Source organism: Simiduia aestuariiviva (assembly GCF_014192475.1).
GTDB classification, from domain to species: domain Bacteria; phylum Pseudomonadota; class Gammaproteobacteria; order Pseudomonadales; family Cellvibrionaceae; genus Simiduia; species Simiduia aestuariiviva.
In genome coordinates, this window is sequence record NZ_JACHXZ010000002.1 from 416,524 (window position 1) to 429,619 (window position 13,096).

At 46.1% G+C, this 13,096-nt stretch carries 11 protein-coding genes and 1 tRNA gene; 8 read left to right on the forward strand and 4 right to left on the reverse strand.

Annotated features, from left to right (window positions below; all coding sequences use genetic code 11):
* Positions 1-99: 99 nt before the first annotated feature.
* Together FHS30_RS07495 and FHS30_RS07500 are read right to left on the reverse strand one after the other, a co-directional pair.
* A tRNA-Val gene (locus tag FHS30_RS07495) sits at positions 100-176 on the reverse strand.
* A 67-nt stretch (positions 177-243) separates the two neighbouring features.
* Positions 244-1,590, reverse strand: coding sequence for an MBL fold metallo-hydrolase RNA specificity domain-containing protein (locus FHS30_RS07500; RefSeq protein ID WP_425502357.1), 1,347 nt, complete (start codon positions 1,588-1,590; stop codon positions 244-246).
* A gap of 191 nt (positions 1,591-1,781) precedes the next feature.
* On the opposite strand from FHS30_RS07500, the gene FHS30_RS07505 reads away from it, so the two are divergent.
* Genes FHS30_RS07505 through FHS30_RS07540 form a run of 8 tightly spaced genes read left to right on the forward strand, consistent with a single transcriptional unit; the run spans position 1,782 to position 11,426 of the window.
* Positions 1,782-2,696 (forward strand): NAD-dependent epimerase/dehydratase family protein, encoded by a 915-nt coding sequence (locus tag FHS30_RS07505; protein ID WP_183909837.1) that lies wholly within the window; start codon positions 1,782-1,784, stop codon positions 2,694-2,696.
* On the forward strand, positions 2,689-3,714 hold the full coding sequence (locus FHS30_RS07510; RefSeq protein WP_183909838.1) for an MraY family glycosyltransferase: 1,026 nt from the start codon (positions 2,689-2,691) through the stop codon (positions 3,712-3,714). The genes FHS30_RS07505 and FHS30_RS07510 overlap by 8 nt, the downstream gene beginning before the upstream one ends.
* Positions 3,711-5,618 (forward strand): polysaccharide biosynthesis protein, encoded by a 1,908-nt coding sequence (locus FHS30_RS07515; protein ID WP_183909839.1) that lies wholly within the window; start codon positions 3,711-3,713, stop codon positions 5,616-5,618. The genes FHS30_RS07510 and FHS30_RS07515 overlap by 4 nt, the downstream gene beginning before the upstream one ends.
* 3 nt (positions 5,619-5,621) lie before the next feature.
* Positions 5,622-7,376, forward strand: coding sequence for an SLC13 family permease (locus FHS30_RS07520; protein WP_183909840.1), 1,755 nt, complete (start codon positions 5,622-5,624; stop codon positions 7,374-7,376).
* A gap of 41 nt (positions 7,377-7,417) precedes the next feature.
* Positions 7,418-8,056 (forward strand): adenylyl-sulfate kinase, encoded by a 639-nt coding sequence (gene cysC / locus FHS30_RS07525; RefSeq protein WP_183909841.1) that lies wholly within the window; start codon positions 7,418-7,420, stop codon positions 8,054-8,056.
* Positions 8,057-8,099: 43 nt separating this feature from the next.
* Positions 8,100-8,606 (forward strand): hypothetical protein, encoded by a 507-nt coding sequence (locus FHS30_RS07530; RefSeq protein ID WP_183909842.1) that lies wholly within the window; start codon positions 8,100-8,102, stop codon positions 8,604-8,606.
* The gene (locus FHS30_RS07535) at positions 8,603-9,349 is read left to right on the forward strand and encodes a glycosyltransferase family 2 protein (protein WP_183909843.1); all 747 of its coding nucleotides are present in this window, start codon (positions 8,603-8,605) and stop codon (positions 9,347-9,349) included. The genes FHS30_RS07530 and FHS30_RS07535 overlap by 4 nt, the downstream gene beginning before the upstream one ends.
* A gap of 40 nt (positions 9,350-9,389) precedes the next feature.
* On the forward strand, positions 9,390-11,426 hold the full coding sequence (locus tag FHS30_RS07540; protein ID WP_183909844.1) for an acyltransferase family protein: 2,037 nt from the start codon (positions 9,390-9,392) through the stop codon (positions 11,424-11,426).
* Between the two features lie 291 nt (positions 11,427-11,717).
* Here FHS30_RS07540 and FHS30_RS07545 read toward each other — a convergent pair whose 3' ends face one another.
* Both FHS30_RS07545 and FHS30_RS07550 read right to left on the reverse strand, forming a co-directional pair.
* Positions 11,718-12,515 carry a sulfotransferase domain-containing protein gene (locus tag FHS30_RS07545; protein WP_183909845.1) on the reverse strand — a complete coding sequence of 266 codons (798 nt, stop codon included), beginning with the start codon at positions 12,513-12,515 and terminating at the stop codon, positions 11,718-11,720.
* 32 nt (positions 12,516-12,547) lie between these two features.
* A complete protein-coding gene (locus FHS30_RS07550; RefSeq protein WP_183909846.1) occupies positions 12,548-13,096 on the reverse strand; it encodes a transferase in 549 nt (182 codons plus the stop codon).

Here is a 13,096-nt window from a genome sequence, read left to right on the forward strand (position 1 = left end):
CCCTTTGGTCGCGGCTCTGCGAGTCGAACCTCGGTTCGGCCGCTGCGCGGCTAAAACAAAAAAGCCAGCCTATTCGGCTGGCCTTTTTGCTTTAAATCCTGGTAGGACTACCCGGATTCGAACCGGGGACCTCTACCATGTCAAGGTAGCGCTCTAACCAACTGAGCTATAGTCCTGAAGAGGCGCGTACTCTACCACAGGATTTTTCTAAATCAATAGCTTAGGTGCGATCTTCTAGTGCATTCAATCACTTGGCAAATCGCTAGCCGCATCGCCAAGGCAACCCAAAGATATCTTCAGCTCGCGCACGAAAACTCGCTGCACCTTTGGCTCTCCGTGCACCACTCGGACATAGGCCGGATTGGCCGCTTTACAAAAGGCCATCAGATCCTTCCGGTCAGCGTGGGCAGAATAGCCGCCAAGCGTATAGACACCCGCGCGAACTGTGTGGCGCTCGCCGTCGAGGTCAACCCACCCGCCAGCAGGTCCGAAGCGTTGAATCGCTCGCCCTACTGTGCCCTCCGCTTGATAGCCCACAAATACCACATCGGTGCTGGGCTCTGAGATCAGCGCCTTCAGATAGTTCAACATGCGCCCACCGGTACACATACCAGACGCGGCGATGACGATGGCCGAATCGTGCTTTTGCGCCAACCGATTGACCAGCGACATGTGCTGCTCATGACTATCGATAATAACCAAGTTATCAAAGTTAAGCGGGTTGCGCCCCTCAGACAATCGAGCCTTTGCTTCGTCATCCCACAGTGACTTCAGGTGCGCATAACCGCTGGTAAATTTTGCTGCCATGGGGGAGTCAAGTATGACCGGCAGTCGCGCTAGGGCACCACTCTTGTTTGTGCCTAGGCACTGAAAGAGGGTTTCCAGTTCGTACAATAATTCTTGGGTGCGCCCGATACTGAATGCTGGAATCAAGGTGGCGCCGCCATTGTTAAGCGTTTTGCGCACCACAGCTTCAAGCCTGTCTCGTCGCGCTGCGCGATTTTCGTGCTCTCGGTTACCGTAGGTACTTTCAACAACTAACACATCAACCTTGGGCGGCACCGAAGGATCTGGGAGCAAGGGAGTAAACGGCGCCCCCAAATCACCACTGAATAGAATTCTTGCCCTCTCCCGCCCCTCTGCGTGCGGCGATAAAACTGCTGCCGGCACCTCAAGCAACGCATAGGCTGACCCCAATATGTGGCCGGCACATTCAAAGCGCAGGATCACCTCAGCTGGCGCAAACTCTAACAGCCGCCGAGATTCGCTATAGCCCAAGGGCACCAACTGATCGTCTAGCTGCGTTAGAAACTGTTCAATGCGCGCCCTATCCCGGGTAACGCCGAGCTTTAATGCATCCTCCAAAACCTCAGGCAGCAATATCGCCGTGGCCTGCGTACAATAAATTGGCCCCTTAAAGCCCGCCGCGATTAGCTCGGGTATACGGCCAACGTGGTCTATATGGCAGTGAGTGACGATAAGGCATTGGGCAGAGGATGCGTCAAAACCGAGGTCACCCGATGCCTGCCTGCCCCCCTCTTCGCCCTGAAACAACCCACAATCCACCAAGATAGAGTGGCCTGCGGCCACAAAAAGCTCATGGCAAGAACCGGTAACGCCCGCTTTGGCGCCGTGATGTATTAGTCGCATAACTATCCACTTCCACTGTGTCGTTAACAAAATTTACAATTGGCCGTCCGCGCACAATTGTTGGTGGCTAGTTATACGTTTGTTCATATTTGAGTACAATACGCCAACTTATTGATTCTTTGGTTATTTTCATGCGGATTGCGGTCACCGGCGCCAACGGTTTTGTGGGCCGCCACTTAATGGCACAGCTCCAGCTCGCGGGATTAGATGCGATCGGCCTGTGTCGCAAGGCAACAGAACAAGCCAACTGCCACAAGGTAAGCTTTCAAGATACCCACCAGGTTGTGGCGGCGCTTGAGGGCGCTGACTCGCTCATTCACCTCATCGGTAAAGCGCACGCCCAAGGCCAGAATAGCTGGCAGGCATTCCAAGAGACCAACGTACACCTCACCCTGCAAATCGCACAGGCAGCACTGGCGGCCAATGTAAAACGGTTCATATACGTCAGCTCGGTAAAAGCGCTCGGCGAAACAACTGAGCCAGGCACCCCTTTTAACAACGCATCTGCCCCCGATCCACAAGATGACTACGGGCGCTCCAAGCTCCTGGCAGAACAACAACTAAATAGCCTGTTTAGCGATAAGCAGGCGGAACTAATCATCGTCCGACCCCCGTTAATTTGGGGCGAAACGCCCAAAGGCAATCTAGCCGCTCTGCTGCGCTGGGCCAAAACGGGCATCCCGCTCCCACTAAACAAGCTCCACAACAAACGGCATTGGGTGTCCGTTGAACTGCTATGCGAGTTTTTAATTCACCTAGCTACAACACAGCGTGTTTTAGCACAGCTTCCGCCACTGCTCGTGAGCGACCCACACGCACTCAGCACGACGGATGCCATCAAGCGCCTATTAAAAGCTGAGAACCTACCGAGTCGTTTTTTCAGCCTGCCGCAGCCACTTTGGCGACTCCTGGCGCGCCTGCCAATGCTTAGGGGGCCAGTCGCTAAACTGACGGAGTCTCTAGAGGTAGACGCCCAAGACTCATGGGCCGCAACCGGCTGGCACCCAACGCGGCACCACGGCAACCACGGGACGCCCAATGACTGAGTTGAACACCAATACCTATATGCTTTTTATAGGCACCAGCATCGCGTTTCTTACTAGTCTGGCACTCACATTGTGGGTGAAGAGCAAAGCTCGGCTAGACGCACCCAACCATCGGAGCTCGCACACCCAGCCCACACCCACTGGCGGTGGGCTGGGGATTGCCGTCTGTGCTTGTGGCGCACTCCTTTGGCTTGGCGCAACACACAACTACGACTACTACGGAGGCGCACTGGGTATCGCGCTCTTGGCCTACACCAGCTGGCGAGACGATGCCGCACCGCTCAGCCCACAGCTCAGGCTTTTGGTTCAACTTTTTGCGGCCTGTGCCGCAACTATCCCCTTCTTAGTAAACAGCCCTGTCCCCGCCTATGTGTGGCCACTCATTGTGCTGGCACTGATGTGGTTGATTAATCTGTACAACTTTATGGATGGAACAGACGGCATTGCCGGTATTCAAGGGTTAATTTTCACCCTAGGCTTGCTGCTCATACATCCGTCAATCACAGACCAGACCTTGATGCTGCTCGCAGTGTCTAGTGCGGCCCTACTGGCCTTTTTAATGTTCAACTGGCCCCCTGCTCGCATCTTTATGGGCGACGTAGGCAGCACGGTGCTTGGCTTGTTTTTTGGCCTGATACTGCTAACCGCCAGCAACTCTCTTCAGCAGCTTGCAGCAGGGGTAATCCTATTGGCAGGTTTTATCACCGACGCCAGCTGGACGCTGGCCGTCAGGTTGCTGACGCGACAGCGCGTATGGGAAGCACACCGCCTCCACTACTATCAAAAAATGGCGCGTAAATCCTCTTCTCACAAAGCGCCGCTTGCTACTTACGTATTGCTCGGCACCCTAGTACAATGGCCGCTCGCTTTTGGGGCGATCCACGCCGACGGACGGCACTGGATCATTTACCTTACTGCAGCTATAACTGTTCACTTTATAGCCTGCTGGTATTACAAGGCAGGCCTGCAGGAACAGCCAATGGCGCCAACTCGCCCTACTCATCAGTTAAAAGGATGACACTGTTGATTCAGTATTTTCTGAAGTCTCCCCGCTGGTTTAAAAGGTCGATATCCATAGCCTACGACCTTTTAGCAATTTATGTATCCTTTCTTTCCGCTTGGGCTCTGCGCGTGGGCAAGATGGGGTATGAATATAGCGGATATGACCTATTAGCCGTGGCAATTGCCACGGCAGCCACTATTTTCGTATTTATTCGACTCGGGCTATATCGCGCTGTGTTGCGCTATGTCACGCAAGACGCCTTTATAACTATTGCCCTAGGGATATGTTTATCGGCCTTGGTTATGGCCGCCGCGAGCTTTATGCTGGGTGGCAACATGCCGCGCTCAGTTCCGGTAATTTATGGCTGTGTTGCTTTTATAACTATTGGCGCGCCGCGAATACTGTTTCGCAGTATCATTTTTTGGCTAAACCCAACCAACAAAGAGCCAGTATTAATTTACGGTGCAGGGGAAACTGGCAGCCAGATTGCTTGGTCACTCCAAATGGGGGACGAATATCACCCCGTTGCATTTATTGACGACTCAAGAACACTCCAACAATCTAGCATTCGCGGAGTTCACGTATATCCGCCATCACAATTAGGCCAGTTAGTGGATCGTTTTCAACCGACCACGTTACTTTTGGCCATTGGTGAGCAAGACAAAACACGCTTAGCCGACATTGTTAAAAGTTGCGCACCATTTAATCTAAGAATTGCCACAATCCCCAAAGTTGGCGAATTAATCAACGGAAAGGCTAGCAGCCCTGTATTACGCGAAGTCAAAATAAGTGACGTGCTTGGAAGAGAGCCCGTTGCACCGATTCCTCGCTTGCTCACAAAAAACGTTGAACATAAAGTAGTCATGGTAACTGGCGCCGGCGGCTCGATTGGCTCACAAATATCTGAGCAGGTGCTTGCACTTAACCCTAAAAAATTAATCCTTTTTGATAACAGTGAATACAATTTATACAAGCTGAACGAACAACTTAGCTGCCACAAGGATCACGGGCTCATAAAGCTTGTCCTTGGCGACATTCGCAATGAAAAAAGCATCGGGGACACAATTGCGGAACAATCCCCCCAAACGATTTTCCACGCTGCGGCATACAAACATGTCCCAATGGTTGAAGCAAACGTATGGGAAGGCATTCGAAACAATGCTTACGGCACTTTGCTCGCCGCCAGATCGGCAATGGAAAATAACGTTGAAAACTTCGTCCTCATTTCAACTGATAAAGCGGTGCGGCCAACTAATGTAATGGGCGCGACAAAGCGATTTGCGGAACTTATCCTGCAGTCTCTGCAATACTCGCCAGAGAACACTAACACGTGTTTTTCTGCCGTCCGTTTCGGCAATGTGCTCGACAGTTCAGGATCTGTCATTCCTAAATTTCGCGAACAAATTGCGGCCGGTGGCCCGGTTACCGTTACGCACCCTGAAGTGACGCGCTATTTCATGACACTACAAGAATCAGCCCAATTGGTTATTCAGGCTAGTGCCATGTGTAAAGGTGGCGATATCTTTGTATTGGATATGGGCGAACCCGTGCGGATTCTTGACTTAGCCAAGGAGATGATCGCACTTTCCTTTTCTGGGGGCACGCTCAACAATAAACCACACCCTAAAATCGAGATTGTCGGCCTCCGGCCTGGCGAAAAACTTTATGAGGAATTACTGCTCACAAAACAATGTAGCGGAACGGAGCACCCACGAATTTGGATTGATACCGCGCACTCCGAACGAGCGCCACTAGGTGCAGACCTGCCTGCAAGGCTAGAGCAAGCCATATCCGAAAAAAATATTCCCGTCCTTGAGCAGTTAATACTGTCACGGATAACTGGCTATCAGCACCCACTTGCGGTTGAAGACAACAAAGAAGCCCCTTCAAACATATATCCAATAACTAAAACGACTTAATTTATGCTAGTCACCTTCGTAACCTTAGCGGCCCTTTTTGGGGCGCTGGCGTTTACACGCTATCCAACTGACGTTTTATTTTTTGGCGCGGTCACAACATTGCTCCTAACCGGGGTTATAGAACCCGCTGAAGCATTTTTAGGTTTTTCACACCCAGTAATTTTTACGCTCGCCTCACTGTACGTCATAGCTGCTGGGTTAAAGGATTGCGGTGCACTGCATTGGATTTCGCATCTATTACTGGGCAACCCAAATACCGAACGTAAAGCCCTGCTTCGACTTCTAATGCCTGCAGGCTTGCTAAGTAGTGTGTTAAATAATACTGCTGTGATGGCAATGTTTATTCCCACAGTGCAGCAATGGGCCAAAAAATTAGGCTTTAGCAATTCACGATTTCTAATGCCTTTAAGCTTTATTACGATATTAGGCGGAATGCTGACACTAATAGGAACCAGCACAAACCTAATCGTGTCTGGCCTAGGTGAAAGTGAATACGGTATAAAGATAGATTTCTTCGCCCCAGCCCTGGTAATCGCTCCTTTACTTCCAATTGCAGCATTCTATTTAGTTTTCTTTTCAAAAAAACTACTCCCCACTTCTGCTGACCTCACCTCACCCGAATCCATCGAGAGGCAATATCGCGTAGCCTTCAAAGTCATCCCCGGGCAAGGTTTAGATGGAAAATCCATTTCAGAAGCCGGCCTACGTCATTTAAAACATGGCTTCCTGAGCGACATTGAAAGAAATCAGAAGCTAATATCAGGTGTGGCACCTGAAATGGTACTAGAAGATGGTGATGTCTTATTATTTATTGGCGGACCAGAGTGCGCTTCGGACCTGCGAAACATTAGAGGTCTCGAGCCAGCAGAAGGGGCGTCCGAAAAGCTTTTTGTTCCTAATAAACAGCGCTGCCTAAGCGAGGTAGTACTAAGCAATGATTTTCCGTATTTGGGCAGATCGGTTCGCGAATCGGCATTTCGAACAAACTATAATGCGATCGTATTGGCTGTCGCTAAAAAAGGTAAAAAAGCAACGGGAAAAATCGGCGACATCACACTTGAGATGGGCGACACTTTGCTGCTTGAATCGGGGGATGACTTTGTAAAACAATACCAATACCGTAAAGACTTCCTATTAGTTTCTCGATTAAACAATTCTACACGCACCGATCACCAAAAAGCCCCCACAGCAATTTCAATTTTAGCTCTAGTCATACTATTGTCCGCGTTTAGCATATTTCCTATTGCGATTTCAGCCATGCTAGGTGCTGGGCTCATGATAGCAACGAGTTGCGTAACAGCGAGCATTGCAAGACGGAGCGTCGACTTGACAGTTCTTAGCGTCATTGGATGCTCATTTGCGCTAGGCACCGCCATCATCAAAACTGGCGCAGCGGCAAGCCTAGGAGAGGCGTTAATCTACCTAGCATCAGGGTACCCGCTAGTCGCACTCCTATCGGTATACGTCACAACCAACATCTTAACTGAACTGGTCACAAATAATGCAGCCGCAATACTTATGGTTCCCATCTCTTCGAGCATAGCCAATACTTTAGGTGTAAATTTCGAACCCTTCTTAATAGTCGTCATGATCGCTGCTTCAGCCAGCTTTTTAACGCCTATTGGCTATCAAACTAACCTAATGGTCCAGGGACCAGGCGGCTACCAATTCAAGGATTACTTCAAACTAGGGCTACCCATTACCGTTTTATGTGCCATCGGAACTGTAGTATTATCCCCCCTCATATGGCCGTTTTGAATAATCATATAGCCGCAAGCGATTAAAAATACAAAAACACTATGACCGACAACAAATCCCCCTATCAAAAACGTGAAAATAGTGCAGCCGCTGAAGTCGTCTGGCACAAACAACTGGTATCGCCGGCTCGGCGCGCCGAGATCAAAAACCAAAAAGCGGCATGCATCTGGATTACGGGCTTAAGCGGATCAGGTAAATCCACAATCGCAAACCTGCTTGAACACAAACTCAATGCTGACGGCTATCACACAATGCTTTTGGATGGTGACAATGTCCGCCACGGCCTCTGCAAAGACCTAAAAATGAGCGATGACGATAGGACCGAAAATATTCGTCGTGTCGCTGAGGTCGCCAAATTAATGACTGATGCCGGACTTATTGTAATCACGGCGTTCATTTCGCCCTTCCGTGATGATCGAAAAATCGCTCGCGAGTTATTTGAAAGTGGCAGATTTGTCGAGGTATTCGTCAACACACCACTGGAGGTGTGCAAAGAGCGAGATCCAAAAGGACTCTACAAAAAAGCTATCGCTGGTGAGATAAAAGATTTCACTGGAATCAGCTCGCCGTACGAGAAGCCTGACAATCCAGAAATAACGCTAGATTGCGCCAGCAAACCTGCCAAGGAAACCACTGAAATACTTTACAAACTACTTAAATGTACCCATATCGCTTTATAGCTACACTACCACCTATCGCTAAATCAAAAACGGGCATTAGCATATGAAACTTACGCTATTATTCATACTTATCACAATCATTGCCAGTGCTTGCAGCAAATCAGAAATTAACTCTAACAAAAACCAAGTTTCTGTTGCACCCTCAACCCAAACAATAAAATTACCCCTAAAAAAGATCAAAGCTAACAGGGCAATTAAAAACCTTCAGATATCAAAGAGCGAAATTTCCGGAACCGTCAAAAATCGCAGAGCAAACCTAACATTCACCAAACCGCTTATTAAAAACCCCGGCACATACCGGTTCTCTATGAACGTCAATCAAAAATCACCCTCAAGGGTAACTGTTTATTACAAAAAAATCGGCGCAGGCACAAAATACCTGAAAGAAAACTCCAAGTCATTCACTATAAATAAAACCACCACAACTTACGCCAGCTTTGACTTTGTTATTGATGAGGTGCCAGCCACACTACTTATAAGGCCGGCAACTAAGCCAAGCGAATTCAAATTATCAAATATTAAACTCATTCAGCTAACAACATCACAATGATTGGCATTTCTATTGTCTCACACAACAACACAAACGAAATAATTAGCGAGCTTAAACCGCACCTTTGGGAGGGCTTCAAATTAGTTATAGTAGACAATACACCCACGATAGAGCTGGAGACATACTGCAAAGCCTGGGGTATTATTTACCATCCCAACAACACACACAAAGGCTTTGGCGAAAACAATAACACTGCATACGCAATAATCAAGTCGAAATTTAAACTATCCTATTTTGCCTGTATCAACCCAGACATTTTGATCAGCCAACAACAATTAGAAGATATATTTAACAATGTTATAGAAATACAGGCACCCATTGCCTCCCCGCAACTTATAAATTCAGACCTTACACTTCAGGACAACGCAAGAGCCTACCCTACCATCCCTCAGCTTATTCCACGCTTAATTTTCAACAAAAAAAAGCCGAACGAACCAATAGCCGAAAGCATTTGGCTATCGGGTGCATTTATTATATTTCTTGATGAGGTTTATTCCGCGCTTGGTGGCTTTGATGAACGATATTTCATGTATTATGAAGATGTTGACATTTGCTTACGCGCCTCACGAATAGGATACACTGCCACACTACTTGACAAGCATAAAGTTGTACACAAAGGTGGCTACAAAAGCAGACTAAAAAGCATTCGTCACTTTCTCTGGCACGTAAAAAGCATGATTCGATACTTCGTTAATACTCTTCGACCACACAGACATATTAATAATCGAGCAAGCTACCGCTAAAAATTGATGCACACCATTACTAAAAAACCTAAGCAGAACCATGACAAACACAAATTATCGCAAAGACATTGACGGCCTGCGAACTATTGCAGTTAGCTCTGTAATCCTTTATCACGCTCAGCTCTATATTGGGAATGGACAACTTCTGGCGGGCGGCTATCTCGGCGTAGACATTTTTTTTGTTATATCAGGTTTCCTAATTACCGGTATTCTAAAAACAGAACTTGAAAATTCAGGCTCCATTTCCATACTGAACTTCTATAACCGGAGACTTCGAAGGCTAGCGCCAGCTCTATTCTTTGTATTTTTATGCTCAATCGCGGTTGCTTACGTGCTACTAACTCCGGAAAGCATGGTAGATTTTGCAAAATCCATGCTAGCCTCTACATCCTTTGTATCGAATTTCTATTGGGATAGCACCCTCCAAGAATATGGCGCTGAATCCGGCTACTTCAAACCGCTGCTGCATACGTGGTCACTAGCAGTTGAAGAACAATTCTATATTCTGTTCCCCCTTCTACTGTTGGGAATATATAAACTAAAAAGAAAACCTATTTTTGTAATCGCTATAGGAATTCTCGCAAGTTTTTTAACTGCCATCTATGTAACAGCAGACGACCAATCGCAGTCTTTTTACATGCTTTATACAAGAGCTTGGGAACTATTAGTTGGTGCAATTCTGGTTTTTATTCCTGCGGACAAAAACCTAGGCATGAACGTTAGATTGCTTCGAAACATTTTTGGGATAGCGGCACTTTCAATCCTTGTTTATAGCCTACTAAACATTGAATACAATGCATCCCACCCTGGAGGTATCACGGCACTTCCGGTTTTAGCAACTGCTTTACTTATCCACATAAACAAGAACGAGAACTGGACAAAAACCCTATTAGAGCTTAAACCACTAACCCTAATCGGATTAATCTCTTACTCACTATACCTTTGGCACTTTCCCATTTTCGCATTTGGATTAATTTATGACGCACAGCCAGATTATATCGATAAAGCTCTATGGGTATTACTTACAACACTTGCGTCAATTATTAGCTATAAATACATAGAGCAACCTTTCCGCGACAAAACTCGCATAACCAATCCAAATCTTTATACCATCACAGGCATTACTGTAGCTTTAATACTGGCCTTCTGCGCCTATGCCATTTTGTCCAATGGCATCAAATCCAGGCTTCCATTAATCATTCAAAACCTAGAGATCAACGTAATTAACTCTAGAGCGTGCACAAATAATGAAGCTTGCAATGAAAACGCGCCCGCAACAACGAAACTGATTTCAATCGGTGACTCCCATATGATGCCTTTTGAGCGCGCACTGCTTGATATAGCTCAACAACGTAGCTTGGACTTCATATCGATGAACGAAAGAAGCTGTGAGTACGTTCTAGGCCTAAATAGAGTCCACAGAAAAACACAAAAAATATCTAACTGTAACAACAAATATCAACAGCAGCGCCGAAACACGCTACTTTCTTATTCCGGCTCCATTATAGTTATTGGCTCCAGACTTCCGGTTAGGCTGTCAGAAACCGGCTTTAATAATAAAGAAGGAGGAAACGAAGGTCGAAAATCTTCTGTCATGCAACCTCATAAAAAATCTCTACGAACTAAGTCTGAAAGGATTGCCGCGTACAAAAAATCACTTAAAGAATCCGTACTAGAACTAGCAGAAAAAGGCAATAAAATTATTTTAATTTACCCAATACCAGAGGTAGGCTGGAACGTTGCAAAAAAATTAATGGAATTGTATAGAACTAGCGAATCGATACCTAAATTCCAGGAAAAACTTAGTAATACGCCAATCACCACCTCATATAAGGTTTATCTAGAACGCACGCAAGATGCTCATCTCCTGCTAGACAACATTCAACATGATAATATCTTTAGGGTATATCCTGGTAGAGTTTTCTGTAACAGCAAAATACCAAATCGCTGTATAACACACGATGACAAAAACTCTTTTTACCGAGACGACGACCACTTGAGTGGCGCTGGTGTTGATTTGCTTAGACCGGACCTAGAAACAGCAATAGACAACGCTCTAATAAGATTAGAGCGCTAAAAATAGTTGTAATCATAAATCTCAATACAGGAAAATCATTGCTGCCCTAGCTTTTCAATTAAGAGAAAAACGAGTCAATTTCAATCACTACAGCCTCAACTACCGAGACTCCATTAAGCGCAAGTTGAGGTTGAAAACTTTCTTAAATAGAATCTGGTGAGCATGAAAATCACTACAGACTTAAGAATCAAGATCTAGCAGATACACTAACTGACAGAATCAAAACCTCGGATATCTAATATTTTTATAGTTAACAGAAACTACATATAACTATAAACCAGTCGAAAAAAATCAAACGTCGAGCAAATAGCCTTCCAACCCCGCCGCTTTAACCGCGCAAATAATTTCCTTAACTAGGTCATCCGATAGTGCACCACGCTCTACCCCACCATATTTTATTTTATTGACAGAATATTCATTGTTTTGATGTGACTTTTGTGACAAATAATTAGTACTTTGCTCACCCATGCTCAAGCCTGCGAAACTAAAAATCCTGCCCACCTCCACAGCAGCATTACCGACCAATTTATTATAATTCACAACGCATACTGATTTAGGCCAACTTACACTCAACTCCTCCATCATTTTTGTTGCCTCTATCCACTTCTTCAGGCCGAAAAAATTCTCTACCCGGCCTTCATTCTTGCTTTGAGCGTTGTAGAATTCGTCCTGAACGGACCACCCCAAATCGTGCCGAAATTCCCGTGGCGCAGAAACCCAACTATTAATTACAGAAACAGGATCTCTCACCAAAAAGATAACCTTTACCTTTGAGCGCAGCAAAGCTTGAACCGTATTGAGATAGCGAACTTCTTTAAACACCAAATGAGTAATTTTTGACTTAGAAAAGACTGGTTTATACCCGAGTAACCTTTGGTTATACTGAAGAATAAAATGGTCTTTCGTCAAAGCCAATTCATCGAAGAATAGATCGATATCACTAGGAAAAGAATCACTAGACAACCGATCTTTAAACGCATAAGAGAATAGTGGCTGGAAAAAATACTGGACATTTGGTGAAGAGTTCAATATTTCACCTAGCCAAGAAGAGCCCGATCGCGGCACAGAAAAAATAGCTAGCCTATGCATTGAAATCTAACTCCAAACGCCAGCAGCACTAACTATCTAGTTGGCCTATAAAACTTTGCCGGCATTCCAAACCACACTTCATTATCCGGCACATCCTTTCTAACCTGCGAACAGGCTCCAATTTCAGAGTTTTCCCCTACTGTTACTGCAGGCATAATCACCACACTAGCACCGAACTTTGAGCCCTTCTTCAATCGACCTACAGATTTTTCGTTATTTTTTGAAAGGTCTGGCGTATCTGTCACAACAAAAGCATATTTCATTACTACATCATCTTCAACAACTGTACCAGCGGATAATGTACCACGACTACCCATAATAACACGGTCACCCAACTGACAATTGTCTCGGATTTCACAAAAAGACGTGAATGAGCAACTTTGGCCAATAACCACACTCTCACCTACTTTTGTGTAGGTGCCTATTCTCGTACCTTTACCGATTTTTGTATTTGCGCCAATCATGGAATAATCCTCTATTGACACTCCACTTTCGAGAATCGCCCCGTCCTCAACAATACAAAATCTGCCAATCTTGACATCCGTCGCAATGGTAGCAGTTTCTGAAATAAAAGAATTCAT